At 73.7% G+C, this 25,615-nt stretch carries 22 protein-coding genes and 2 tRNA genes; 12 read left to right on the top strand and 12 right to left on the bottom strand.

What is annotated here, in order from left to right:
• Positions 1-209: 209 nt before the first annotated feature.
• The 3 genes from CLT75_RS00935 (at position 210) to CLT75_RS00925 (ending at position 2,827) form a co-directional block, all read left to right on the top strand.
• Positions 210-1,172: a TIGR03557 family F420-dependent LLM class oxidoreductase gene (locus CLT75_RS00935; RefSeq protein ID WP_135239037.1), complete on the top strand. Its 963-nt coding sequence runs from the start codon at positions 210-212 to the stop codon at positions 1,170-1,172.
• Positions 1,169-2,005: an alpha/beta fold hydrolase gene (locus tag CLT75_RS00930; protein ID WP_135239036.1), complete on the top strand. Its 837-nt coding sequence runs from the start codon at positions 1,169-1,171 to the stop codon at positions 2,003-2,005. Before CLT75_RS00935 ends, CLT75_RS00930 begins: the two co-directional genes overlap by 4 nt.
• 165 nt (positions 2,006-2,170) lie before the next feature.
• On the top strand, positions 2,171-2,827 hold the full coding sequence (locus tag CLT75_RS00925) for a GAP family protein (RefSeq protein WP_135239035.1): 657 nt from the start codon (positions 2,171-2,173) through the stop codon (positions 2,825-2,827).
• On the opposite strand, the gene CLT75_RS00920 is transcribed toward CLT75_RS00925, so the two are convergent.
• The 6 genes from CLT75_RS00920 to CLT75_RS00895 all read right to left on the bottom strand — a co-directional run bounded on the left by CLT75_RS00920 (position 2,814) and on the right by CLT75_RS00895 (position 8,088).
• Complete coding sequence (locus CLT75_RS00920) at positions 2,814-3,611, bottom strand: endonuclease/exonuclease/phosphatase family protein (RefSeq protein WP_135239034.1); 798 nt, start codon at positions 3,609-3,611, stop codon at positions 2,814-2,816. The two genes, CLT75_RS00925 and CLT75_RS00920, sit on opposite strands and share 14 nt — an antisense overlap.
• A 4-nt stretch (positions 3,612-3,615) precedes the next feature.
• The gene (locus CLT75_RS00915) at positions 3,616-5,106 is read right to left on the bottom strand and encodes a phosphatase PAP2 family protein (RefSeq protein WP_135239033.1); all 1,491 of its coding nucleotides are present in this window, start codon (positions 5,104-5,106) and stop codon (positions 3,616-3,618) included.
• 77 nt (positions 5,107-5,183) lie between these two features.
• Entirely contained in the window at positions 5,184-6,185 is a 1,002-nt protein-coding gene (locus CLT75_RS00910; RefSeq protein WP_135239032.1) for a YihY/virulence factor BrkB family protein, read from the bottom strand.
• Positions 6,178-7,185 carry a diacylglycerol kinase family protein gene (locus CLT75_RS00905; RefSeq protein WP_135239031.1) on the bottom strand — a complete coding sequence of 336 codons (1,008 nt, stop codon included), beginning with the start codon at positions 7,183-7,185 and terminating at the stop codon, positions 6,178-6,180. Before CLT75_RS00905 ends, CLT75_RS00910 begins: the two co-directional genes overlap by 8 nt.
• Before the next feature lie 91 nt (positions 7,186-7,276).
• Complete coding sequence (locus CLT75_RS00900; protein WP_135239030.1) at positions 7,277-7,852, bottom strand: Clp protease N-terminal domain-containing protein; 576 nt, start codon at positions 7,850-7,852, stop codon at positions 7,277-7,279.
• Positions 7,852-8,088: an HTH domain-containing protein gene (locus CLT75_RS00895; RefSeq protein WP_030275209.1), complete on the bottom strand. Its 237-nt coding sequence runs from the start codon at positions 8,086-8,088 to the stop codon at positions 7,852-7,854. Before CLT75_RS00895 ends, CLT75_RS00900 begins: the two co-directional genes overlap by 1 nt.
• Positions 8,089-8,186: 98 nt before the next feature.
• Here CLT75_RS00895 and CLT75_RS00890 point away from each other — a divergent pair, with 98 nt between their 5' ends.
• From CLT75_RS00890 to CLT75_RS00875, 4 genes are all read left to right on the top strand, one after another.
• On the top strand, positions 8,187-8,987 hold the full coding sequence (locus CLT75_RS00890) for a PP2C family protein-serine/threonine phosphatase (protein ID WP_135239029.1): 801 nt from the start codon (positions 8,187-8,189) through the stop codon (positions 8,985-8,987).
• 83 nt (positions 8,988-9,070) lie between these two features.
• Positions 9,071-9,901: a universal stress protein gene (locus tag CLT75_RS00885; RefSeq protein WP_135239028.1), complete on the top strand. Its 831-nt coding sequence runs from the start codon at positions 9,071-9,073 to the stop codon at positions 9,899-9,901.
• A gap of 127 nt (positions 9,902-10,028) precedes the next feature.
• Complete coding sequence (locus CLT75_RS00880) at positions 10,029-12,431, top strand: phosphoketolase family protein (RefSeq protein ID WP_135239027.1); 2,403 nt, start codon at positions 10,029-10,031, stop codon at positions 12,429-12,431.
• Positions 12,428-13,294 carry a universal stress protein gene (locus CLT75_RS00875; protein WP_135239026.1) on the top strand — a complete coding sequence of 289 codons (867 nt, stop codon included), beginning with the start codon at positions 12,428-12,430 and terminating at the stop codon, positions 13,292-13,294. Before CLT75_RS00880 ends, CLT75_RS00875 begins: the two co-directional genes overlap by 4 nt.
• A gap of 1 nt (position 13,295) precedes the next feature.
• On the opposite strand, the gene CLT75_RS00870 is transcribed toward CLT75_RS00875, so the two are convergent.
• Positions 13,296-15,644 (bottom strand): heavy metal translocating P-type ATPase, encoded by a 2,349-nt coding sequence (locus CLT75_RS00870; RefSeq protein WP_135239025.1) that lies wholly within the window; start codon positions 15,642-15,644, stop codon positions 13,296-13,298.
• Positions 15,645-15,809: 165 nt separating this feature from the next.
• Between CLT75_RS00870 and CLT75_RS00865 the strand changes: the two genes are divergently transcribed.
• Both CLT75_RS00865 and CLT75_RS00860 read left to right on the top strand, forming a co-directional pair.
• Positions 15,810-16,820 (top strand): Acg family FMN-binding oxidoreductase, encoded by a 1,011-nt coding sequence (locus CLT75_RS00865; RefSeq protein ID WP_135239024.1) that lies wholly within the window; start codon positions 15,810-15,812, stop codon positions 16,818-16,820.
• A gap of 93 nt (positions 16,821-16,913) precedes the next feature.
• Entirely contained in the window at positions 16,914-18,581 is a 1,668-nt protein-coding gene (locus CLT75_RS00860) for a sensor histidine kinase (RefSeq protein WP_209310418.1), read from the top strand.
• A 6-nt stretch (positions 18,582-18,587) separates the two neighbouring features.
• On the opposite strand, the gene CLT75_RS00855 is transcribed toward CLT75_RS00860, so the two are convergent.
• A complete protein-coding gene (locus CLT75_RS00855) occupies positions 18,588-19,226 on the bottom strand; it encodes a response regulator (RefSeq protein ID WP_013284884.1) in 639 nt (212 codons plus the stop codon).
• A 187-nt stretch (positions 19,227-19,413) separates the two neighbouring features.
• Here CLT75_RS00855 and CLT75_RS00850 point away from each other — a divergent pair, with 187 nt between their 5' ends.
• Positions 19,414-20,388: an Acg family FMN-binding oxidoreductase gene (locus CLT75_RS00850; RefSeq protein ID WP_135239022.1), complete on the top strand. Its 975-nt coding sequence runs from the start codon at positions 19,414-19,416 to the stop codon at positions 20,386-20,388.
• A gap of 125 nt (positions 20,389-20,513) precedes the next feature.
• On the opposite strand, the gene CLT75_RS00845 is transcribed toward CLT75_RS00850, so the two are convergent.
• Positions 20,514-21,515, bottom strand: coding sequence for an NAD-dependent epimerase/dehydratase family protein (locus CLT75_RS00845; protein WP_135239021.1), 1,002 nt, complete (start codon positions 21,513-21,515; stop codon positions 20,514-20,516).
• A gap of 1,047 nt (positions 21,516-22,562) precedes the next feature.
• Between CLT75_RS00845 and CLT75_RS00840 the strand changes: the two genes are divergently transcribed.
• Positions 22,563-23,138: a hypothetical protein gene (locus CLT75_RS00840; protein WP_135239020.1), complete on the top strand. Its 576-nt coding sequence runs from the start codon at positions 22,563-22,565 to the stop codon at positions 23,136-23,138.
• Positions 23,139-23,213: 75 nt separating this feature from the next.
• Here CLT75_RS00840 and CLT75_RS00835 read toward each other — a convergent pair whose 3' ends face one another.
• The 3 genes from CLT75_RS00835 to CLT75_RS00825 all read right to left on the bottom strand — a co-directional run bounded on the left by CLT75_RS00835 (position 23,214) and on the right by CLT75_RS00825 (position 25,186).
• Complete coding sequence (locus tag CLT75_RS00835) at positions 23,214-24,812, bottom strand: PKD domain-containing protein (RefSeq protein WP_135239019.1); 1,599 nt, start codon at positions 24,810-24,812, stop codon at positions 23,214-23,216.
• 218 nt (positions 24,813-25,030) lie between these two features.
• Positions 25,031-25,102, bottom strand: a tRNA-Val gene (locus CLT75_RS00830).
• An 11-nt stretch (positions 25,103-25,113) separates the two neighbouring features.
• A tRNA-Gly gene (locus CLT75_RS00825) sits at positions 25,114-25,186 on the bottom strand.
• Between the two features lie 159 nt (positions 25,187-25,345).
• Between CLT75_RS00825 and CLT75_RS00820 the strand changes: the two genes are divergently transcribed.
• Complete coding sequence (locus CLT75_RS00820) at positions 25,346-25,591, top strand: DUF6458 family protein (RefSeq protein ID WP_013284878.1); 246 nt, start codon at positions 25,346-25,348, stop codon at positions 25,589-25,591.
• The last annotated feature ends 24 nt before the right edge of the window (positions 25,592-25,615 follow it).

Raw genomic sequence — 25,615 nt, 5'->3', positions numbered from 1 at the left:
CGCCGCCCGGTTCCCGAACGGACGCAGGCATCAGCGTAGGGCGATGGAAGGCTTTAGGCAACCGGTTAAGCGGGATGGGCCGGGAGGCGGCACCGCCTGACGGGCCGGATGAGCTGAACCGGTTAAGAGCCGGCGCGGAAGCGGACAGCAGGGTTGACCCGCGCCCGGTGGGGTATCCGGGGACGATCCGCCCGGGAAGGAGACGTGCCATGGTCAACGTCGGTTACACCCTCATGTGCGAGCAGGCCGGCCCGAAGCAACTGGTCGACCACGCCGTACGCGCCGAGGCCGCCGGCTTCGACCACCTGGTCATGTCCGACCACTACTACCCCTGGTTGGAGTCCCAGGGCCACTCCCCGTACGCCTGGTCGGTGCTCGGCGCGGTCGCCCACGCCACCAGCCGGGCCGAGCTGATGTCGTTCGTGACCTGCCCGATCCGGCGGTACCACCCGGCGGTCGTGGCGCAGAAGGCCAGCACCATCGGGGTGCTCTCGGACGGCCGGTTCACGCTGGGCCTCGGCGCCGGGGAGAACCTCAACGAGCACGTGGTGGGCGGATGGCCGCACGTGCAGCAACGGCACGAGATGTTCGAGGAGGCGCTGCAGATCATCCGGCCGCTGCTCAACGGCGAGACGCTGACGTTCTCCGGCAACCACTTCGACGTACCCGACGCGTACGTCTGGGACCGGCCGGAGCGGCCGGTGCCGATGGCGGTGGCCGCGTCCGGGCGACAGTCGGCCACGCTGGCCGCCGAGTACGCCGACGCCATGATCGCCACCGACCCGCTGTCCCACCTCATCGACATGTACGAGGAGGCGGGCGGCGCGGGCCGGCCCCGCTACGGGCAGGTCGCCATCTGCTACGGCCCGGACGAGGACGAGTGCCGCAAGATCGTGCACGACCAGTTCCGCTGGTTCGGCCTGGGCTGGAAGGTCAACGCCGACCTGCCCGGCCCGGAGTCGTTCGAGGCGGCCACCCAGTTCGTCCGGGAGGAGGACGTGGCCGAGGGCATCTCCTGCGGCCCGGACACCGACCGGCACGTCGAGGCGTTCAAGAAGTTCGTCGACGCCGGCTTCACCCACGTCGCGCTCGTCCAGGTAGGCGGCGACACCCAGCCGATGTTCCTCGACTGGGCCCAGGAGGAGCTGCTGCCCCGGCTGCGCGAGCTGTGACGCTCGCACCGTCCCCGCCGGGGCGCCTCGGTCCGGCCGGCCTGCGTCTGGCGCTCGCCGCGCCCCGGCCGGCCGCCGGTCTGACGAGCGAGTTCCGGCAGGTCGCCGGGCTGCGGGCGCACACCCGCCGGTCCGCCGGCCCGGGCGGGGACGGGCCGCCGATGGTGCTGGTGCACGGCCTGGCCGTGTCGCACCGCTACCTCACCCCGCTGGCCGTCGCGCTGGCGCCGCGCCTGCCGGTGTACGTGCCGGACCTGCCCGGCTTCGGGCTGACCGAGCGCCCCGGCACCACGTACGACGTGGACCGGCACGTGGCGTTCCTGGTCGACTGGCTCGACGCGTACCGATTGGGTCCGGTCTGCCTGCTCGGCCATTCCTTCGGCGCGGAGGTCGCCGCGGCGCTCGCCGCCCGTCACCCCGGCCTGGTGGGCGCCCTGGTGCTGGCCGGCCCGACCTGCGACCCGGCCGCCCGGTCCCGGCGCGGGCTGATCGGCCGGTGGCTGCGGGATACGCTGCGGGAGGCGCCGTGGCAGGCGCCGGTCCTGCTGCGCGACGTGGCAGACGCCCGGCCGTGGCGGGTGTTCGCGACGCTGTCCCACTCGGTCCGCAACGCGGTCGAGGCGGACCTGGCCCGGGTCACCGCGCCCACGCTGGTGCTGACCGGCGCCCGCGACCCGGTCGCTCCGGCCGCCTGGCGGGAGCAGGTCGCCCGGCTGGTGCCGGACGCCCGGTCGGTGGCCGTCGCGGGCGCGGCGCACAACGTGGTCACCACCGCACCCGCCCAGGTCGCGGACGCCGTCCACGACCTGCTCACCACCCCGCTGAGGAGTTGACGCCATGCGTATCGGGAACACCGAGATCCGTCCCGCCGGAGGCGGGCTCGGCTGCCTGCTGATGATCCTCTTCTCGATCGTCGCATCGGTGGTGCTCACGGTGCTGCTCAACCTGGTCCTGTAGAACCCGGCCCGGCCCGCGCGACGGCGACACCAGAATGGGGCATGCCCCTGCTGACCGCGCTGCCGCTGGCGCTGGAGATGGTCGCCGGGTCGAAGCTCGTCAGCGCCGTCGTCCTCGCCGGCGGCCACCATCCGCGGCGCAGCTCGGCGGCCTTCCTGGGCGGGGTGGCGGTCGGCGTCCTCGGGCCGCTGACGCTCTGGTACGCGGCGTTCCGGCTGGTGCGGCACACCGCCGTGCACGGCATCGGGGCGGGCGGCAGCCGCCGGCTCATCGACTGGATCGTGCTGGGCCTGCTGGCGGTCCTCATGGTGGTCACGTTCCGCAGGCGGCGGCGCGACCGGCCGCCCGGGTGGCTGCGCCGGTTGCAGGACCCGCGGCCCGCGTACGCCTTCGGTCTGGGGCTGGTGCTCGCCGTCGCCGTGCCGAGCGACGAGCTGGTCATGGCGTCGGTCGCGGGCAGCATGGCCGGGCACGGCCGCCCGTGGTGGCATCTGCTGCCGTTCACGGCGCTCACCGTGCTGCTGCTGGCCCTGCCGCTGCTCACGCTGCTGCTGTTCGGCGAGCGCGCGGACCGGCTGCTGCCCGTGTTCCGCTCCTGGACCGACAGGCACTCCTGGCTGGTCAGCGAGGCGGTCATCCTGATCTTCGCGGCCTTCGTGGTGGCCGACCTGGCGTCCGGGTCGTTCAGCCGGCCGTGAGGTCCACGTCGGCCAGCACCGGATAGTGGTCCGAGGCGGTGTCCGCGTCACCGTCGCGGACCACCCGCACCGCGCGTACCCGATCGGCCAGCGCCGGGGTGGCGAGCAGGTAGTCCAGCCGCATCCCGGCGAACTCGGCGCCGCCGTGCCGGGTCGGCACGGTCAGGCCGCCGGGTTCGTCGCCGCCGGACCGCCGCCACAGGTCGACCAGCCCGGCGTCGAGCAGCCGGGCCACCGCGCGGGTGTCCACGGTACGGCCGTCGCGGCGCAGGTGCCGCCGCCGGTACGGGGTGGCCAGCCCGGCCAGCCGGGCGGTGTGGTCGGCGGTGGGCTCCAGCGTGTTCAGGTCACCGGCGAGCAGGGCCAGCACTCCCCCGGTACGCCGCAACGCGGCGGCCAGCCAGTCCGCCTCCATCCGCCGCCGCCCGCCCGAGTACGGGCTCAGATGGGTGCTGAACACGGTGAGCGGTCCCGCGCCGGTGGCCACCTGCACCCGGGCGGCGGCGTGGTGGAACGGGCGGCGGACCCGGCCGGCGCGCAGCACCCGCAGCGGCGGGCGGACCAGCACCGCCACCGGCTGGCCGAAGCAGGACCGGGCCGGGTACGCCGCCATCCCGAGCCGGTCGGCCAGGCCGCCCAGCGTGGCGTCCATGCCGCGCAACTCCTGCAACGCCAGCACGTCGGGGCGCTGCGCGGTGACGACCGAGACGATCCGGTCCCGGCGGTCGGCGCCGCCCGCGTCCCGCCCGCCGGTCCGGATGTTCCAGGTCATCACCCGCAGCATCGGCTCAGTCCGGCCGCGCGGCCTTGGCCAGTTCGTCGTCCAGCTCGTCGACCTGTTCGGACTCGATCGCCGGCCGGTTGCCCTCGTACACGTCGGCGTTGGGCCGGATCACCCAGTACAGCAGCGACAGCCAGAGCGCGCCGAGCAGGATCGCGCCCATGAAGTCGGTCGGGTGGTGCATGCCCCGGTACATCCGGGAGGTGGCCACGCCGACCGGCATCAGCACGGCCATGCCCACGAACAGCCACCGCCACCACCTGTCGGTACGCGGGAACACGATGACCGCCATGGCCACCCAGAGGCAGATGGTCGCCGCGATGTGGCCGGACGGGAACGACGAGGTGGGCATCTGCCCGTCCAGGTTCTCCACCGGCGGCCGGGGCCGGTCCACCACCCGGGCGCTGGCCAGGAACAGGCTCAGCTCGCCGAACATCGCCAGCACCACGTACAGCACCGGCCGCCAGCGCCGCCACACGGCCAGCACGATCGGGCAGAACACCAGCGACACCAGCAGGATCGCGTGGGTGTCGCCGAACTTGCTCCACCACCAGCTCACCTCCGTGAGCACGTCGGTGTGCCGCTCGGCGAACCAGCGCGGCACCTCGGTGTCGAGCGTGTCGAAGAACGTGCCCTTGGCGTGGTAGCTGACGAACATGCCGAACGCGTAGAGCACACCGAAGACGAGCACCCACCCGACCAGCAGCTCGGCCACCGCCGAGCGCGGGTGCTCCAGCACCTTCTCCTCGTCCGGCGCGAGCGCCAGGTCCTCGCCCGCCTCCGGTTCCAGGCCCTCGCGCAGCGGCGGCACCGGCCGGCCGCGCTCGCGCCGCCACAGCCGGAAGGCGTACGCGGTGACGCCCAGCCAGGCCGCGCCGAGCAGCCAGCCGCCGATCACGTCGGACACGAAGTGCACGCCCAGCGCGATCCGGGTAAGCCCGACCAGGAGGATCAGCACGCCGGCGATGGCGATGGCCGGCTTGCGCCAGCGCGGCGACATGGCCGGCAGGAACACCAGCAGCAGCGCCCCGTACGCGACGAACGAGCCGAGCGCGTGACCACTGGGGAAGCTGTTCCCCGGCGCGCTGGCGATCGGCACGTCCACCACCGGGCGCAGCCGCCCGACCAGCGCCTTGAGCGACGGGTCGAGGATCAGCCCGCCGGCGCCGGTGACGATCAGGTAGACCGCCAGCCGGGACTGGCGGCGGATCAGCAGGCCCACCACCGCGATGGTGACCAGCCAGATCAGCACCGGCCGTCCGCCCAGGTCGGTGATCGCCTGGAGCACTGTGACAAGCGGGCCGTGCGGGGCCACGAGGTTGTTGAACCATTCGGCCGTCTCGTGGTCGGCGTGGTAGAGCGGGCTCCACCGGAACCGGACCAGCATGAGCAGCACGCCGAACCCGACTCCCGCGCCGGCCACGGCGAGCAGGCCCGCGAGGCTCCGCTCCGCGAAATGGCTGAGCGGCCGGCTCCCGGCTTCCTTGACCGCGGTCACACCGCACCTCCCTCGTTCTTCTGCGAGGCGCGCTGTACCCGATCGGCGTGTCCCGTACACGCCGGACCGGCGTGGCGTCAGAGCGAGGTCATCTCACCGGTGTCGAACAGCTCCGCCCGCTGCGCCTCCGGCTCCCACAGGTCCGGCTTGGCCGGCTCCTCCACGCCGATGCGCATCGCTTCGAGCTGCGCGGCGAAGGCCAGCCCGCCGAACAGCGCGATCCCGGTGAGGTTGGCCCAGAGCAACAGGGCCATCATGCCGGTCAGCGCGCCGTAGGTCTGGCCGAATCCGCCGCTGTACTTCACGTAGGCGGCGAGCAGCAGGCTCGCCAGCCACCAGATCGCGATCGCGATGGACGCGCCGAAGAAGAGCCAGGACAGGCCGGGCTGGCGGCGCCGGGGCGCGTGCCGGAACAGCACCGCGACGGCGAGCACGGTGAGGCCGAGACTCAGCGGCCAGCGGATCACGTCCCACCCGGCCATGGCGACGTCGCCCCACTCGTAGTGCCGCCGTACCGACTCGCCCATCGCCCGGCCGCCGACCAGAATCAGGAAGCCCGCAAGCGCGGGCACGCCGGCGACCACGGCGAGGATCGCGGCGCGCAGGTACTTCGCCAGCGCCGGGCGGTCCCGCTCGACGCCGTAGATCCGGTTGGCGCCCCGCTCGATCTGCGCCATCGTGGTGGTCAGCGCGACCAGCCCGGTGAGCAGACCGAGGGTCAGTGCCAGCTCGCCGGCGTCCTCGGTGCGCTCGCTGTCGGTGAGCAGGTCCTGCACCATGGCTTCGCTCTGGCCGGGCGTGATGGCCAGCACCGTGTCGGCGACGACCTTGCCGCCCTCGTCCACACCGAGGTCGGTGATCAGGCCGGTGAGCGCGATCAGGAACGGCACCACGGCCAGGCAGAGCTGCAACGCCAGCGCCCGGGAGTGGCTGAACCCGTCGCCGTAGCGGAACCGGATGAACGCGTCCCGCAGCAGGCACCAGCCGCCGTGCCGGCGCAGTGTGTGCCAGGCGTCGTCGGCGGACAGCTCGTTCTCGGTCATCAACCGGGTCTCGGGGACCAGCTTGGTGCTACTCACGGCGGGCCTCCTCGACCAGGTGCTCTCCGCGCGCGCCGGCCGCGTCGGCGTCCACCGCCAGGTCGGGGTGCTCCTCGGGGCGCGGTACGCAGAGCCAGAGCGACTCGGGCCGGATGGTGGCCTTGAGCGACCGGCCCGGCTCGATCAGGTCGCCGTCGAGTTGCCGGGGCTGCGACCGGGTGCTGGTGATCTCGACCGAGCGGGCCCGGAACACCTCCATCCCGGGCACGCTGTCGCGGCGGCGCAGCACCGCCCAGCCCATGGCCAGCCAGTGGCGCAGCGTACGCGGCGTCAGCACCGCCACGTCGAGCCAGCCGTCGTCCGGTTCGGCCTCGGTGAGCAGGCGTACCCCGCCCTGGAGACGCCCGACGTTGGCGACCAGGACCGAGCGGGCCCGGCGGCGCAGCGGCGGCTTGCCGTCGATGCGCACCGAGACCCGCATCGGCCGGTCGCGCAGGTGGCGGGCGGCGCCCACCACGTACGCGGGCCAGCCGATCCGCTTCTTCGTGGTCTCCGAGGTGGAGTCGAGCATCTGGGCGTCGAAGCCCATCCCGGCCATCACCGCGAAGCACTTGTCGCCGACCACGCCGACGTCGAGGCGGCGCATCCCGCGCTCGACGGCGACCTCCAGCCCGGCGGCCAGGTCGTTCGAGAGGCCGAGGTTGGCGGCCAGCAGGTTGCCGGTGCCCTGGGGCAGCACCGCCAGCGCCACGTCGGTGCCGGCCAGCGCGGTCACGCAGGCCATCACCGTGCCGTCGCCGCCGCAGGCGAAGACGACCTCCGCGCCCGCCTTCACGGCCTGTTCCGCCTGCCCGCGGCCCGGGTCCTCGACCGTCGTCTCGTACCAGGTCGGGGCCGGCCACCCGGCGGCGGCGAGCGCGCCGTCCACGGTGCGGCGGAACTCGTCCAGGTCGGCCACCTTCACCGGGTTGACCACCACTGCCGAGCGCGGGGTGCGGTTCTCCGCGTTCACCGGGCGCTTGTCGTCTGCACCGTCCACGGCGTCAGTGTGCAGGACACGGGGCGTGACGGCGACCCGGCGCAGCGGGACGTTGCGAGGACCGCAAACAGGTTTGAAATCCGGGTGCGGGTCAGGCCGCCTCGCGCAGCGCCGCGTCGACGCGCCGCCGCAGGTCGTCGATGTCCACCCCGGCCTCGGTGAGCACCACGGCGGCCAGGCCGTCGCCCTCGCGCAGCAGGCCGAGCAGGATGTGTTCGGTGCCGATGTGCCGGTGGCGCAGCCGCAGCGCCTCGCGCAGCGACAGCTCCAGCACCTTCTTGGCGCGGGGCGAGAACGTGCCGTGGTGCGTCCCGCGACGCCACCACCGGCGCGGACGCGGGGTCGCCTCGCGCAGCGCGTCGGGGCCGAAGGACTCCTCGATCCGGGCCACTATCGCGGCGAGGTCGATGCCGATCTCGCGCAGTGCCGCGGCGTCCGCCGCGCCGAGCCCGTCCACGCCCTGCGCGGTGTGGCGGGCCACCGCGGCGCGCAGCGCGTCGGCCTCGACGCCGCCGGCCGCGAGCAGCCGTACCGCCAGGTTGTCGCGGTCGGCGAGCACGCCCAGCAGCAGGTGCTCGGTGCCGACGGGCCGCCGTCCCTCGGTGCGGGCCTCGTCGAGCGCGTGGTGCACCACGCTGCGGGCCCGGTCGGTGAATCGTTCGAACATCACGCCTCCCAGCTCTCGCGCACCGCCGGTCGTCCGGCGTGCTTCTTGTGGACCGCCTGCCGGCTGACCTCGAGGGCGTCGGCGATCTCCTGCCACGACCAGCCCTGCCGCCGGGCGTTGTCGACCTGGATCACCTCGAGCCGTTCGAGCAGCCGGCGCAGGGCGAGCACGGCGCGCAGGCCGACCTTGGGGTCGGTGCTGCCGGCCGCCGCCGCGAGTTCCGTCGCTTGACTCATGCTGTCAATGTAGGTTGACAGCCCCTCACCTGTCAACCCTGGTTGACACGCGACCCGGCCTGCCGCTGTCCGGCCCGTCCCGGTGTTACGGTCCGCTGGTGTTCCGCCGCCGCCCGCTGGACCGGCCGGTCGAGTCCGCGCGCCGGCTCACCGCCGGCCGCCTCACCCTGGAGATCGCCGGGGGCAGCGTGGTCGGGCACCGCTACCCGGAGAACTACGACGTGCTGCACGTCGACCCCGCGCTGCCGTTCGCGGTGGTCTGCGACGGGATGGGCGACGGCGAGGGCAGCCGGGTGGCGGGCACGACGGCGGCCCAGACGTTCACCGCGCGGGTCCGCGCCGACTGGCCCGCCGTCGGCGCCGCCACGCTGCGCGCCGCCGTCGCAGTGACCCAACGGCGGGTACGCCAGGCCGGCGCGGCGCACCCGGGCCTGACCGGGTGCACGCTCACCGCGCTCGTGGTCGAGCCGGACGGCGAGCAGGGCTGGCTGGTGCAGCTCGGCGACTCGCGGGCGTACCGGCTGCGCGACGGGCTGCTCGAACTGGTCACCGTCGACCACACGATGGCCTGGCTCGGCCTGCTGCACGGCTGGTGGCCGGCCGACTCGCCGGAGGCGGCCCGGGCGCGCTACCAGCTGCTGCGCTACGTCGGCCACCCGGACCGCCCCGAACCGGACCTGCTCGCCGTGCCGCTGCGCCGCGGCGACACCTGGCTGCTGTGCACCGACGGCATCAGCGACCATCTCGGCTACCACCGGCTGCGCGACCTGCTCTCCGCGCGGCGCGACCCGGCGCGCACCGTCGAGGCCCTGCTCGCCGCCAGCCTGGACGAGGGCGGCGAGGACAACGCCACAGCCGTCGTGCTGCGCGTCCACCCGGCACTGCCCGCCCCGCGCTGACCGCCAGTTCCGCCGACCCGCTCCGGCGCACCCGCTCCCGCGACTACGGTGAGTGAAAAGCACGGGTCGGGAGGTGAGCCGGGGTGGCCGCACCCAGCCACGGCGCGGTGGTGGTCGGCGTCAGCCGGTCCGAGGCCGATCTGACGGTGGTCCGCACGGCCGCCGCCGAGGCCGCCGCCCACGACCGGCCGCTGCACCTGCTGCACGCGTTCAACTGGGCCGCCACGCCCGGGCCCGACCCGGCCGGTGGCACCCGCACGGACGCGGAGAACGTGCTGGAGCACGCCGGGCAGGTCGTCGCCGAGTGCGCGCCGCAGGTGCCGGTCAGCGGCCGGATCGTCGAGGGCTCGCCGGTCGAGGCGCTGCTGCGGGTCGCCGACACCGCGTTCCTGATCGCGCTCGGTGACGGCGGCATGTCCGCCCACCCGGACCGCGTACCGGCCGACACACCGGCCGTGGACGTGGCCGCCCGGGCCGGTTGCCCGGTGCTGGTCGGGCGCACCCAGCCGGCCCCACCAGGGCCGCTGCTCGTCGGCTTCGACGGGTCGCCCAGCTCGCAGGCCGCCCTCGGGTACGCCTTCGACTGCGCGCAGCACCGTGGCGCCCGCCTGCTCGCCGTCCGGGTGATCGAGCCGGGGTCCGGCGACCGCGTCGACGGGCGGCTGGAGGAGGCGGTCACCCGGACGGCCCGGCGGTACCCCCGGGTCGCCGCCGACTGCGAGACCGTCCACGGTGAGCCGAGGTCCGTCCTGCTCGACCGGTCCCGCGCCGCGCAGATCGCGGTGGTGGCCGCCTGGGGAGACGGGCCGGTAGGGTCCACTCTGGGCGCGGTCAGCCAGTCCCTGCTCTACCACTCGCCAGCCCCGCTGATCGTGGTGCGGGGAGTCGCCGCGGGTGCGGAGGACGGGTCATGACGCACGCGCGAGGCGGGACCTACGGCCCTGACCGGCGACCCCCGATGGGGACGACGCTGGACGCGCGGGGGAGAAGATGTGGTCCCCGAGTGGCAGCCGATCCCGAGCCACGAGAGGCTAAGGCAGCATGGACACCGCGGTGAACCTGCACAGCCCCCTGACCGAAGACGAGTTGCGCCGGTTGGACGCCTACTGGCGCGCGGCGAACTACCTGACCGTCGGCCAGATCTATCTGCTCGACAATCCGCTGCTGCGCGAACCGCTCAAGCCTGAGCACGTCAAGCCGAGACTGCTGGGCCACTGGGGCACCAGCCCCGGGCTCAACCTGCTCTACACGCACCTCAACCGGGTCATCGTGAACCGGGACCTGTCCGCCATCTTCGTCACCGGCCCCGGCCACGGCGGCCCGGCGCTGGTGGCGAACACCTGGCTGGAGGGCACCTACAGCGAGCTGTACCACCACCTCCCCCGGGACGAGACCGGCATGCAGCGGCTGTTCCGGCAGTTCTCCTTCCCGGGCGGCATCCCGAGCCACGTGGCGCCGGAGGTGCCGGGTTCGATCCACGAGGGCGGCGAGCTGGGGTACGCGCTGAGCCACGCGTACGGCGCCGCATTCGACAACCCGGACCTGCTCGTGGCCTGCGTGATCGGCGACGGCGAGGCGGAGACCGGCCCGCTGGCCGGGAGCTGGCTGTCGAACGTGTTCCTCAACCCGGCCCGCGACGGCGCGGTGCTGCCGATCCTGCACCTCAACGGCTACAAGATCGCCAACCCGACGGTGCTGGACCGGATCCCCGGCGACGACCTGCGGGACATGATGCGCGGCTTCGGGTACGAGCCGTACGTGGTCGAGGGCGACGACCCGGCGACGGTGCACCAGCTGCTGGCCGGCACGCTCGACCGGGCGGTCGACGAGATCGCCGCGATCCAGCGCCGGGCCCGCTCCGGCGAGCACGTGAAGCGTCCCCGCTGGCCGATGATCATCCTGCGCACGCCGAAGGGCTGGACCGGTCCGTCCCGGGTCGACGGCAAGCAGGTCGAGGGCACGTTCCGCGCCCACCAGGTGCCGATCTCCGAGGTCCGGGACAACCCGGAGCACCTGGCCGAGCTGGAGCGCTGGCTGCGCAGCTACCGGCCGGAGGAGCTGTTCGACGCCACCGGCGGCCCGATCGCCGAGGTGGCCGGCCTGCCGCCCACCGGTGACCACCGGATGAGCGCCAACCCGGTCGCCAACGGCGGCCGGCTGCTGCGCAACCTGGAGCTGCCGGACTTCCGCGACTACGCGGTCGACGTCCCGACGCCCGGTGAGCCGATGGCCGGCGCGACGGGTGTGCTCGGGCCCTGGATCCGCGACGTGATCGCCCGCAACCCGGAGACGTTCCGCCTGTTCGGCCCGGACGAGGTGGCCTCCAATCGGCTCGGCGCGGCGTTCGAGGTGACCGACCGCGCGTTCGTGGGCGCCGAGGTGCCCGGCGACGACCACCTCTCCCCCGACGGCCGGGTGATGGAGGTGCTCTCCGAGCACCTGTGCCAGGGCTGGCTGGAGGGCTACCTGCTGACCGGCCGGCACGGCATCTTCACCAGCTACGAGGCGTTCATCCACATCGTCGACTCGATGGTCAACCAGCACGCCAAGTGGCTGAAGGTGACCCGGAACATCCCGTGGCGGGAGCCGGTGGCGTCGCTGAACTACCTGCTGTCCAGCCACGTGTGGCGCCAGGACCACAACGGCTTCTCGCACCAGGATCCGGGCTTCATCGACCACGTGGTGAACAAGAAGGCCGAGGTGGTCCGGGTCTACCTGCCGCCGGACGGCAACACGCTGCTGTCCACGATGGATCACTGCCTGCGCAGCCGGCAGTACATCAACGTGGTGGTGGCCGGCAAGCAGCCCGCGCCGAACTGGCTGACCATGGACGAGGCGATCCAGCACTGCCGCCGCGGCCTGGGCATCTGGGACTGGGCCAGCAGCGACGACGGCACCGAGCCGGACGTGGTGCTCGCCTGCGCCGGCGACGTGCCGACGCTGGAGACGCTCGCCGCCGTCGACCTGCTGCGCCGGCACCTGCCGAACCTGAAGGTGCGGGTCGTCAACGTGGTAGACCTGATGCGCCTGCAACCGCCGTCGGAGCACCCGCACGGCCTGCCGGACAACGAGTTCGACACCATCTTCACCCGCGACAAGCCGGTGATCTTCGCCTACCACGGCTACCCGTGGCTGATCCACCGGCTCACCTACCGCCGGACCAACCACGAGAACCTCCACGTGCGCGGCTACAAGGAGGAGGGCACCACCACGACACCGTTCGACATGGTGATGCTCAACGACCTGGACCGCTTCCACCTGGTCATCGACGTGATCGACCGGGTGCCGGGGCTGCGGTCGCGCGCCGCGCACCTGCGCCAGGACATGGTGGACGCCCGCCAGGCCTGCCGCGACTACACCCGGCGCTACGGCGAGGACGACCCCCGGGTCGCCGAGTGGCGCTGGATCCGCGAGAACGACCCGGCCGTGAGGAGTGGCGAATGAGCGGCGAGGAGATCCTGGTCGGCTACGACGGGTCCGCCGACGCGTCGGTGGCCCTGAACTGGGCGCTGGACGAGGCGGGCCGGTCGGGGCGGCCGGTACGACTGGCGTACGTCTTCGAGTGGCTGACAGTGACCGGCTGGATCGGTCCCGGTGTGGCGCCGGGGGTGTGGCCGGACGAGGCCGCCCGGCAGCAGGTCGACGAACTGGTCCGCAAGGCGGCGGCGGACGCCGCCGCCGACCGGCCGGGCCTGACCGTGCACGGCGAGGTGTTCGACGGGCCGCCCGCGCTGGTGCTCCAGGAGCGGTCCGCCGACGCCGGGATGCTGGTGCTCGGCAGCCGGGGCCACGGTGGCTTCGGCGGGCTGCTCGCCGGCTCCACGGCGGTCTCGGTCACCGCGCACGCCCACTGCCCGGTGGTGGTGGTCCGAGACGGCCAGGCCGCCACGTCCGGGCCGGTGGTGGCCGGCTCGGACGGCTCGGAGTCGGCGCTGCGGGCGCTCGGCTTCGCCGTCGAGCGGGCCGCGCAGCGGGACGTGCCGCTGCGGGTGCTGCGGGCCTGGGAGCCGCCGGGCGACAGGTGGGTGCCGCCGGACTTCGACCCGGAGCAGGTCGCCGCGAGCGAGCGGGCCGCCGCCGAGGCCGAGCTGGCGCCGTGGCGGGAGAGCTTCCCCGACGTGCCGGTCGAGATCGAGGCGGTACCCGGCAGCGCCTCCGCGCTGCTCGTGGAGGCGAGCCGGTCGGCGCAGCTCGTGGTCGTCGGCAGCCGGGGCCGGGGCGGCCTGCGCGGCATGCTGCTCGGCTCGGTCAGCCAGCAGCTCATCCAGCACTCGCACTGCCCCGTCGCTGTGGTACGCGAGCGCTGACTCAGCGGCCGGGCGCGGTCGAGCCGTCCTCCGGGTTGAGCGAGAAGTAGTCCTCCTCCTCCTGGGCCAGGTGCAGGCGCAGCACCGCGTCCAGGCCGTAGAGCGCGGCCAGCAGATCGGGCACCTCGTCACGGCGCAGCCGGCCGTCCGGCTGCGCCGTGAGGTGCCCGCCGATCCGCTCCACCAGCCGCACGATCTCCACGTGCGCCCGGCTCATCGTGGAGGTCGCCTCGTCGCTGCCGAGCGGGCCGGCCAGCGCCGGGTAGAGCTGCCGGTCCTCGGCCGCCTCGTGCGGCAGCACCTCGTCGACCAGGCGCCGGTGCACCTCGCGCAGCGCCGGCAGGCACGCCGGGTCGTCCGGGCGGGTCGCCACCATGTCGGCGGTGTCCCGCAGCCGGGCCAGCACGTCGCGGACGCCGCCGTGCTCGCCCGCGTACCGGTCGAGCAGCTCGCGGGTGTGCGCCGGCAGGTCCCGCCGCCGCAGGCCGCCACCGAGCGCGCGCAACGCGTTGAGGATCACCAGGACGTCGATGCCCTCCTGGAGGAACGCGCCGGCCACCGGGGGCAGCCGGCCCGCCGCGGCCACCAGCATCGCCAGCACCGCCAGGCCCATGCCGACGGTGGCGCTCTGCACCGCGATGCGGCGGGCGTACCGGGCGATCTCGACGGCGTCGGCGAGCCGGTCCAGCCGGTCCACGGTGAGCACCGCGTCGGCCACGTCCGCCGAGGCGGTCGCCCCGGTCGCGCCCATCGCCACACCGACGTGCGCCTCGGCCAGCGCGGGCGCGTCGTTCACGCCGTCGCCGACCATCACCGTCACCGCGTGCGCCGACTCCTGGCGTACCCGATCGGCCTTCTCCTGCGGCGAGCACCGCGCGATCACGTCGTCCACGCCCACGATCTGCGCCACCTGCCGGGCCGTGCCCGGGCGGTCACCGGTCACCATGACCAGCCGGGTCAGGCCCGCCTCGCGCAGCCGCCGCACGGTCCGGCGGGCATCCGGGCGGACCGGGTCCTCCAGCAGGATCGCGCCGAGCGGCCCCTGGTCGTCGCTGACCCACACCGCGGAACGCCCGGCCCGTTCGGCGCGTTCACCGAGGCGGCCCGCCCACTCCGGCGGTTCCCCGGCGAGCTGCCCGACGTGCACCATCCGCCCGTCGACGCGGCCGCTCACCCCGTGCCCCGGCTCCTCGGTGACCTGCGTCGGCTCGGCCAGCGCCAGCCCGCGCTCGCGGGCCTGCCGGACCAGCGCAGCGGCCAGCACGTGCGGGGAGAGCTGCTCGACCGAGGCGGCCAGCCGCAGCACCTCGTCCCGGTCGCCGCCCGGCGCCACCACCACCTCGGCCGCCCGGGGCCGCCCGGCGGTGAGCGTGCCGGTCTTGTCCAGCAGCAGGGTACGGGCGCGGCCGAGCTGTTCCAGCGACCCGCCGTCCCGGACCAGCACGCCGCGCCGGGCCACCCGGGACAGCCCGGAGACCACGGCGATCGGGGTCGCCAGCAGCAGCGGGCACGGGGTGGCCACCACGAGCACCGCGACCGCCCTGGTGAACTCGCCGGACAGCAGCCACGCCAGCCCGGCCAGCACCAGCGTGAACGGTACGAACGCGGCGGCGTAGCGGTCGGCCAGCCGTACCATCGGGGCCTTGCGGGCGGTGGCCTCGCCGGCCAGGCGGACGATGCCGGCGTAGGTGCTCTCCGCCGCGTTGCGGCGGGCCCGCAGCCCGAAACCGGCACCGGCGTTGACGACGCCGCTGGCCACCTCGTCCCCGGCCGCGCGGGTGACCAGCTGCGACTCGCCGGTGACCACCGACTCGTCGAGCGTGGCCGCCTCCTCGACCACACCGTCCACCGGCACCACGTCGCCCGGCCCGACCACCAGGCGGTCCCCCACCGCGACGCGGTCCAGCGGCACCACCTCGATCCCGCCGTCCGGGGTGCGCCGGCGCGCCTGCCGGGGCGCGCGTTCCAGCAGCGCCCGCAGGTCGCGGGTGGCGCGGCGCTGGGCGTACTCCTCCAGCGTCCGCCCGGTGGCGACCATCACCGCGATCACGGCGCCGGCCAGGTACTCCCGCACCAGCAGCGCGCCGAGCAGCGCCAGCACCGCGATGACGTCCACCCCGAACTGCCGCAGCCACAGCTGGCGCAGCGTCGTCCAGGCCGCCGGCACCAGGGCGACCACCGTGACCGCCGCCCAGACCAGCCGGGCGGCGTCGTGCGCGCCGGCGAACCACAGCGCCGCGCCGGCCAGCACGGCCACTGTGAGCAGCACCAGCGGCGCCCACTCGGCCCAGGCCCACCGCCGGGCGCGGGCCGGCTGCTCGGGTACGCACTCGCGTGGCTCGGTTCCCACGTGTGGATCGTCTCAGCCCGGACGTGGGGCGGGCGGGGCGACCCGGGTAATCCGGGGGCGAAGGACCTCTGCGGGGACGGCGGGCATGCCCGAGGATGGAGCGGCATCCCCACCCGGGCGTCCCGGGCGTGGGGCACGATGGGGAAAACAGGAAAGGTCGTGACGATGAGCCACGAGACGCCGGCCGGCGATCGCCCGTTGACCACCGCGCTCGCGGAGGCCGCCGGAATGGCCGGCCACGCCCCCTCGGTGCACAACACGCAGCCGTGGCACTGGACGGTCCTGCCCGACGCGCTGGAGCTGCGGGTGGTCCGCGAACGGCACCTCAGCGCCATGGACCCGGAAGGGCATCTGCTGGTGGTGAGCTGCGGCGCCGCGCTGCACCACGCCCGGGTGGCGCTGGCCGCCGAGGGCTGGACCCCGGTGGTGGAACGGCTGCCCGACCCGAAGGAACCCGACCTGCTGGCCCGGATCACCACCCTCAAGCACACCGGCGCCGACCCCGACGCCATGCGCGTCGTGCAGTGCATGCAGGTGCGGCACACCGACCGGCGGCCGGTCAGCGACGAGCCGATCCCCACCGCAGCGCTGAACGACATCGACCGGGCCGCCACGCTGGAGGGGGTGAACCTGCAACTGCTCGACGACACCCAGAAGATCCAGCTCGCCAGCGCCGCCCAGCAGGCCGCCGCCGTCGAGGCGGACAGCCCGGACCTGCGCGAGGAACTGGCGTACTGGACCAGCCGGGCCGGCACCGGCACCGGGCTGCCGCCGGAGGTGCTGCCCGAGCAGGCGCCGCAGACGACCGTTCCGGCCCGCGACTTCGGCCGCGCCGGCTCGCTGCCGATCGGGCCCGGCCACGACAAGGCCGCCGTCTACGGGATCCTGTGGGGCTCCGACGACGAGACGATGAGCTGGCTGCGCGCCGGCGAGGCGCTCTCCGCCGCGTGGCTCACCGCCACCCGGCACGGGGTGTCGCTGGTGCCGCTGTCCGGTGTGGTGGAGGTCGAGGGCACCCGCGAGGTGCTGCGGCAGATGCTCTCCGGCCTGGGGTTCCCGTACATCAGCATGCGGCTCGGCCTGGCCGACCCGAACCACGCCGGACCGCCGCACACGCCCCGGCTGGACGTCGCGCAGACGGTCGACACCTCGGCGGTCCGCGACCGTCTCGCCTGACCGGTCTCGATCACGGCGGCCACCAGGCGATACCATCGCCGGGTGGCCGCCGCACCCCAGTCCCGGCACGAGCACAACACACCGTCGCTCGGGCTGACCCCGCTGTCCCGCGTCCGCCTGGACGAACTGCTGCAGGAGATGCTCGACCGCGTCGGCGAGGTGGTCACCAGCCGCGAGCGGCTACGGGCCCTGCTGGACGCGGTCGTCGGCATCGGGTCCGACCTCGATCTGCGCAGCACGCTGCAGCGGATCGTGCAGTCGGCGTGCGAGCTGGCCGGCGCCCGCTACGGCGCGCTCGGCGTCATCGGTCCCGACCGCATGCTGCACGACTTCATCGTCCACGGCATCAGCCCCGAGCAGCACGCGAAGATCGGCGAGCTGCCACACGGACGGGGCGTGCTCGGCCTGCTCATCGACGAACCGAAGCCGCTCCGCATGCCGGACATCACCAAGCACCCCAACTCGTACGGCTTCCCGCCCAACCACCCGCCCATGCACAGCTTCCTCGGCGTGCCGGTACGCATCCGCGACCACGTCTGGGGCAACCTCTACCTGGCCGAGAAGCAGGGCGCGGCCGAGTTCACCGAGGACGACGAGGAGATCGTGGTGGCGCTGGCCGCCGCGGCCGGCGTGGCCATCGAGAACGCCCGCCTCTACGCGCTGGCGCACCGGCGGGAACGCTGGCTCGCCGCCGCCGCGGAGATCACCTCGGTGCTGCTCGGCGAGGTACGCCGCACCGACGCGCTGACGCTCGTGGCCCGCCGCGCCCGCGAGGTCGCCGAGGCCGAACTGGCCCTGGTGCTGCTCTACGACGAGGACGAGGCGCAGTTCACCGTCGAGGTCGTCGACGGCGCCGACCCGGTCACCCGGGAACTGGTCGGCGCGGTGCTGCCGGCCGCCGAGACCAGCTTCGCCGCATCAGTCACGCAGGGCCGCCACGACCAGGTCGAGGACCTCGCCGCCGCGGCGCCCTGGCCCCGGCCGGTGGTCGCCGGGCCCGCAGTGGTCTCCCCGCTCGCCGCCGCGGACACGCTGCACGGTGTCCTGGTGATCGGCTACCGGCCCGACCACGGGCCCGCCGCCGACGACGACCTCGCGCTGCTCGCCAGCTTCGCCGGGCAGGCCGCGCTGGCCATGGAACGCGCCCGCGGGCAGGAGGAGCGGGAACTGCTGGTGGTCCTGGAGGACCGCGAACGCATCGCCCGCGACCTGCACGACGTGGTGATCCAGCGGCTGTTCGCCACCGGCCTGCAACTGCAGAGCGGCGCGATGAACGCCCGCCCCGAGGCCGCCAAGCGGATCAACCAGGCCGTCGACGACCTGGACGCCACCATCCGCGACATCCGCCGCACCATCTTCGAGCTGCGCACCCCGATGAGCGCGGCGCTGCGCACCGAGATCCGCGAGGCGATCGAGGTGGCCGCCGAGTCGCTCGGCTACCGCCCCGAGCTGGAACTGATCGGCCCGATCGACAGCGCCGTCCCGGACGACCTGCGCCCCGAACTCACCGCCGTGCTGCGCGAGGCGCTCTCCAACGCGGTACGCCACGCGCAGGCCGACCGGGTGTCGGTGCGCGTCCGCGTCGACTCCGGCCGCGTCGAGATCACCGTCACCGACGACGGCGTCGGCTGCGACCCGGAGGCGGCCCGCAGCGGCCTGATCAACCTGCGGGAACGGGCCGAGCGGCTGGGCGGCGAGTTCTCACTGCGCCGGGCCGAGCCGCGCGGCACCGAGGTGCGCTGGAGCGTCCCGCTCGACTGACAGCCGTCAGGTGTTCTTGCCGAGCAGCCGGGTGGCCAGCACCGCCGCCTGGGTACGCCGCTCCAGGCCGAGCTTCGCCAGCACGCTGGAGACGTAGTTCTTCACCGTCTTCTCGGCCAGGAACATCTTCCCGGCGATCTCCCGGTTGGTGAGCCCCTCCGCCACGTACTCCAGGATCCGCCGCTCCTGCTCGGTGAGCGACTTCAGCTCCCGCGGCTGCTCCACGCCGCTGCGGATGCGCTCCAGCACGCGGGTGGTGATCGCCGGGTCGAGCAGCGACTGGCCGGCCGCCACCCGGCGGACCGCGTCCACCAGGTCGGTGCCGCGGATCTGCTTGAGCACGTACCCGGCGGCACCCGCCATGATCGCCGCGAACAGCGCCTCGTCGTCCTCGTACGAGGTGAGGATCAGCCCCTTGATCGAGGAGTCCACCGCGCGGACGTCCCGGCACACGTCGATGCCGTTGCCGTCGGGCAGCCGGGCGTCGAGGATCGCCACGTCGGGGCGCAGCGCCGGAATGCGCCGCGCCGCCTCCTGGGCCAGGCCGGACTCGCCGACCACCTCGATGTCGCCGCTGCTCTGGAGCAGGTCGGCAAGGCCACGACGGACGACCTCGTGGTCGTCGAGCAGGAACACCCGGATCATCCGTCCTTTCTACCCGCTTTCCCGCCCCTGTAGCACGGGTCGAAAGTCCCGTCCTGCCCGCGCCGGCCGGGACCGACGGCCGGGCCCAGGTGGGGACCTCCGGCCCTGCTCACCGCGCCGCCCGCTGACGCACCGTAGTGGTGTACCCGGCCGGGGGAGCCGGCGCCGCATGAGAGGGAGCACCGCCATGACGACCGAATACACCGCCGAGCAACTGCGGGCCGCGGTCGCCGACGCGGTCCGGGCCCCGTCACTGCACAACACCCAGCCGTGGCGGTTCCGGCTCGTCGACGGCGGCATCGAGGTGTCCGTCGACCCGCTGCGCGGCCTGCCCGCCACCGACCCGACCGGCTGGGGCGCGCGGATCGCCGCCGGTGCGGCCCTGTTCAACCTGCGCCTGGCGCTCGCCGTGGCGGGCACCCCGGCCACGGTCCGGCTGCGCCCGTACCCCGCCGACCCGGACGTCGTGGCCCGGCTGGTGCCGGACGTGCCGCGCCGTCCCACCCCGGTCGAGCAGAGCCTGTACGGGGCGATCGGCCACCGGTTCAGCAACCGCGCGCCGTTCTGGCCCGACCCGGTGCCCGCCGAGGCGCGGTGGCGGCTCGGCGAGGCGGCCCGCGCCGAGCAGTGCTGGCTGGAAATGGTGATCGGCACCAGCGCCGTCAACGCGGTCGCCGAGGTCGCCCGCAGCGCCCACCGCGTGCTGGAACGCGACCCCGCGTACGTGGCCGAGCGGGCCGAGTGGATCCGCTCCGAGCCGGCCCCGGACGGCGTGCCCTCCGGCGCCGGCGGACCGCAGAGCGAACCGCAGGACCTGCTGCCCCAGCGCGGCTTCGGCGGACGCAACCGCGCCCCCGGCCGCGACTTCGAGCCGGAGCCGCTGGTCGCGGTGCTCGGCTCGGCCGGCAACACCTCGGCCGACCAGATCCTCGCCGGGCAGGCGCTGCAGCGGGTGCTGCTCACCGCCACCGACGCCGGGCTGAGCGTGTCGATGCTGTCCCAGCCGATCGAGGTGCCGGCCGCACGGGAGGCGCTGCGGATGTCGCTGGGCCGGTTCGGCACCCCGCAGATGGTGATGCGGATCGGGTACGGCCAGCCCGGTCGCGCCACCCCGCGCCGCCCGGTCGAGGAGGTGCTCGACCTGCCGGTCGTGTCGGCCTGACCCGCACCCCTCCGCAGGTCAGGCCGACCGCGCGGCCCTGCTCCGCTCTTCAGGGCCCGGTCGGGGCATGCGGGCCGAGGCCCGGCTCTTCGGGGCCGGTTGGGGCGGTGCGGGCCTGCTCCGGGTCAGGCCGGGAGCGCGGCCAGCAGGGCGGCCTCCCGCTCCGGCGCCAGCCCGACCGGGGCGCGGGCCGGCCGCCCCGCCCGGTCCGGCACGCGCCCCACCTCGCGCAGCCACCGCCAGGTGTCGGCGACCGTCTCGGTCACCGGCCGGCAGACCAGCCCCGCCGCGTACGCCCGTTCCACGTCCCGCTCCTGCAACCACCGGTACTCGTGCCCGCGCGGGATCCACACCGGCAGGTCGTTCCACGGCTCCACCCCCGCGGCCAGGATCGGCTCCGGCGCGGTCCACCGCAGCGTCGCGTCCGACCCGGTCACCGCCACCGCCGCGTCGAGCAGGTCACCCATCGTCGCGTGCCCGGTGCGACTCACCACGTTGTACGCCCCGCCGGCGCCCTCGGCACCCCGGTCCAGCACCCAGCTCGCCAGGTCCCGGACGTCCACGTACTGGATCGGCAGGTCACGCGGCCCCGGCGCCAGCACGTCCCCGCCCCGGGCGATCCGGTTCAGCCACCACGGCAGCCGCCCGATGTCCTCCCCCGGCCCGAGGATCAGCCCGGCGCGTGCCAGCAGCGCCCGGTCACCGAACACCCGCGTCGCGGCGAGTTCCCCGCCGGCCTTGTTCGCCGGGTAGTCACCGTCGTCGGCGTCCGCGTCGGCCGCCACTGTCGGCGCCTCCTCGCCGCTGCCCGGCGTGACGGGTGGCGCGTACACCGATCCGCTGGACACGTAGACGTAGTGCGCCACCGCGTCGACGAGCGCCGACGCCGCGTCCCGAACCGCCCGGGGCGCGCCGTCCCAGGTGTCCACCACCAGGTCCCACTCGCCGCCGGTGAGCGCGGCCAGCCCATCCGGCGCGGTCCGGTCACCTCGCAACCGGTGTACGCCGTCCGGCACCCGCCCGTGCACACCCCGGTTGAACACGGTCACCTGCCAGTCGCGGCGTACCGCCTCGGCCACGACCGCACCACCGACAAAGCCCGTACCACCAAGCATGAGGAGTCGCATGGCTCCCAGCCTGCCGCCGCGCGTCGGATACGGCTGCCGTGTTTCACGGTCAGCGGATCTGCCAACGGCAGAACCAGCCCTCCCGTCCCTGAGCGGCACCCCGGCCGCTCGTCCGCACCGAACCTGACCCCGCCCCGACCCGCCCCACGCTGTCCGGAGCCCGCCCCGCCCTCGCCCCTCACCGTCGATCTTGGAGTTGTGGCGCTTCGAATGCCCGATAAGCGCATTTCGTGAGGTGCCACAACTCCAAGATCGACGAGTTCACCCGGAGTTGCGGCCAGCTCTCGTCAGCCTCGATCACCAGGCGGCCCAAGACCGCGCGAGCCGCCCAGGCCGCCCGCGATCTTGCACTTTGGCACCCCGCAAACCTCGCGAATGGGATGCACGAAGGGCTCAAACTGCAAGATCGCGCGGGGCGGCGCGGCCTCATGGTGCCTCGCTCCTCCCGGAGTCGGCGTCGCCCAGCCCACCTCGACCCGCCCAGCAACGTCGACCTCGCTGGCCACGTCGACCCGACCTGCCTAGTCGATCATGAACTTGACGGCATTTCGTGTCCGGTTTGTCGCCGCCAACTTCATGATCGACCGCGCCGGGGGCGGGCGCTTGTGGTGCCATCCGTGCCGACGTGGGTGGCGTGTCCGGTTCGGGGGTGGTGGGCGGCACTCTGACGGCGGAATCGTCGGCGGGTGGGTGGCGTTGTAACCGGGCGAACGACCGAGCACCGGCGGCGCGCCCTGGCGGCGTCCGCGAGCCCGGGAATCATCCCGGCCGGCTGGTCGTTGAGTACGGTTCCGGCGACGTGAGCCCCGGGGAATCACCCCGCTCGGCTGGTCGTTGACGATGGTTCCGACGGCGTGAGCCGGCCCGGGAATGATGCCGGGTGGCAGGTCGTTGGACATGCTTCCTGGCGCCGCGCAAAGGCAGCACTCCCCGTGCCCCGCGAGCAGCCGGATCCCCCGAAGACTTTTCTGAGCGCCTGACGTGGTGCTCGCGCCCGCGCCGAAACCCCCTTGGTGTGGGCGTCGACCCCCGAATGGAGCACTTGTGATGAACACGATTCTGCGGAAGAGCGTTCTCGGTATCGCTGGTCTGGCTTTCACCGGTGGCGTGTTCGCCGGTCCGGTCGCCGCCCACGCCGCCGACACCACCACGCACACCAAGCCGGTCACGGCCACTGTGCAGGGTGACAAGCTGATCCCGCACGGCGTCCAGGGCGACCAGTCGCGTATCGACCTGGACGACGAGCAGGTCAAGAACGTGAAGGCGATCATCGCGGCGACGAAGAAGGCCGGCATGGACGAGCGCGCCGCGGTCGTGTCGATCGCGACGGCGTTGCAGGAGTCGAAGCTGGAGAACCTCGGCCACCTCGGTGACCGTAACGACCACGACTCGCAGGGCCTGTTCCAGCAGCGCCCCTCCAGTGGTTGGGGCACGGTGGAGCAGATCACCGACCCCGAGTACTCCACCAAGGCGTTCCTGAAGGGTCTGAAGCAGGTCGATGGCTGGCAGGACATGCCGCTGACCAAGGCCGCCCAGACCGTCCAGGTGTCGGCTTACCCGGACCACTACGCCCAGTGGGAGCAGCAGGCCGCCGACCTCGTCGCCCAGCACTGGAACAGCTAAGAGAACAAGCACGACCAAGCTGAAGGCCGGCACCCCGAACCAACGGGGTGCCGGCCTTCACGCGTACCCGATGGGTCAGGCCGGGGGCAGGACGAACGTCCACGTGGTGGTGGACGTGCTGGCCGCGGCGCCCGTGGCGGTGAGGCCGCCGTAGCTGCCGGTCGGCACGCTGCTCGCCGAGTCGGCGAGCAGGCCGGTCACCCGGCCGCCGCCGGTCTGCGAGGAGTTGCTGCGCACCGCCACGCCGGACGGCGGGGTGAGTGCGGTGGAGGTGCTGTCGCCGTGCAGCCAGTACGACACGGCCCAGCTCTGCGCCGTGGTCACCGGCGCGTACGGGGTGATCCGGGTGGCGGTGCTCGCCGGGTCGGTGGCCCTGGTGAAGACGGGCGCGCCCGGCGCGACCCCTCGGTACGCGGCCAGCACCAGGTTGCCCTTCGCCTGGCTGTCCAGCGTCACCCGGACCGCAGTGCCGGCGTCACCGGCGCTCGCGGTCTTCCACCAGGCGGTGGTGGTGGCGAAGCCGCCGTCGAGGCGGTCGAGCCGGGTCCAGCCGGTCACCCCGGTCGGCTCGCCGGTGCCGGTGTGCGTGTTCTGGCTGAGCACGAGCAGCAGCATGTCACCGGCCTGCACGCCCGCCGGGACGGTGACCGTGTGGCTGGTCCAGTTGGCGTTCGCGCTGGCCTGGCCCACGAACGAGATCCGCTCCGGTACGGGTGCCACTGTCACGTCGACTGTCGCGGTGCCGTTGGCGCCCCGGTCGTCGGTGACGGTGAGCGTGACCGGGTAGGTGCCGGCCGCCGCGTACGTGTGCGACGTGGTCGGTACGGAGGCCGTGCCGGTGGTGTCCCCGTCGCCGAAGGCCCAGCTGTGGTCCTGGATCGCGCCGTCGGCGTCGGTGGAGCCCGCGCCGGAGAACGTGCACACCAGCCCGGAGCAGGTGGGCGTCAGCGCTGCTACCGGCGCCTGGTTGGCCGGGCCGCCCGATCCCTTCAGGATCTTCACGTAGTCGATGTCGCCGGCGAAGTAGTCGCAGGTGACCTTCGTACCGTCGCACTGGCTCTTGCCACCCACGGACAGCGGCCAGGTGTTGGCGATGGTGCCGGTCGGCCCGTTGAGGCGGCTCGTCCGCACGCCGTCGACGTACATCTCCACGTACGCGGAGGTGCGGTTGCAGGTGACCGTGTGCCACTGGCCGTCGGAGATCGGCACGTCCGTGTAGCCGGTACGGGAGGCACCGTCCGCGCCCCGGAACAGGCACTTCGGCTTGCCGTTCGGCGCCTCGAACTTCCAGTAGCCGCCGGACGTGTTGCCCTGTCCCTTCTGGAGGATGTTCCCGAAGGAGTACGTGGTCCGGTAGCGGATGGTCACCGAGAAGTCCCCGGCGTCCGGGTTGAAGTCGGTGGTGTGCGGCACCAGGTCGACGTGGCCCGGGACGTACTCCTTGTCGGTGGGCAGGTGGGTGGCGAAGCGGTGGCCGGTCGCCCCGGCGTAGAGCGCGCCGGTGACCACCTCACCGCCGATCGTGCCGTGGCGGCTGTTGCCGCTGTAGTCGGTCAGCACCGTCGACGACGACGCCGGTTCGTCCATGCTGTAGAACGCCACCGCCCGCGTCGCGGTGGCCTGCGCGGGCGCGGCGGAGACCGTCACCCCGGCGGCCGCGACGACAGTCGCCACCCCTAATCGTGCGGCCGTCCGCCGCCACCGTCCCCGCTCGATCGTTGCCATGTGACCGCCTCCCTGCGTATCGGGCATCACAGTGACACGCGTGGTGGCAGCGGCTGAATAACCCGCACGGTGGAGCCGGGTGACCGATGTGGCCGGTACGAACCGTCCGGTGGGATACGTCCGCCGATCGACCGGCGGCGCCGGCGGGCGGGGAGGGTGACTCTCGGTGGGCGATACTGGGTTTGAACCAGTGACCTCTTCCGTGTCAAGGAAGCGCGCTCCCACTGCGCCAATCGCCCGGGCAATCGCGAGCGGACGACGGGATTCGAACCCGCGACCCTCACCTTGGCAAGGTGATGCGCTACCAGCTGCGCTACGTCCGCGTGCCGCCGGTTCGCGCCGGCGACGGGGTGAACTCTACCCGATGCCAAGATCGCCGTGCGGCAGACCCCCGCCGCGCCGGGTGGCCGTGTGGTTGCGCTGCTCGCCGCCGGGGTACTGAGGCCGCTGACAGCACAACCATCCCCCCGAAGGAGGCTGTCGTGGGTATCGGTACGAGCATTTTCCTGATCGCGGTCGGCGCGATCCTCACGTTCGCGCTCAACGCCAGCGTCGGCGGGGTCGACCTCGACGTCGTCGGCTGGATCCTGATGGCGGCCGGCGTCCTCGGCCTCATCATGACCACGCTGGTGTGGGGTCGCCGTCGCCAGGTGGTCACGACCACCGCCGAGCAGCCGGTGGAGTACCGCCGCGTCGAGGAGCGCCGGGACGTCGCCCCGCCGATGTGACGGTGACCGGGGCCGACGGAGCTG

The organism is Micromonospora sp. CNZ285, from assembly GCF_004637285.1.
The sequence above is the reverse complement of the archived record's forward strand: the minus strand, read 5'-3'. Positions and strand labels throughout refer to the sequence as shown.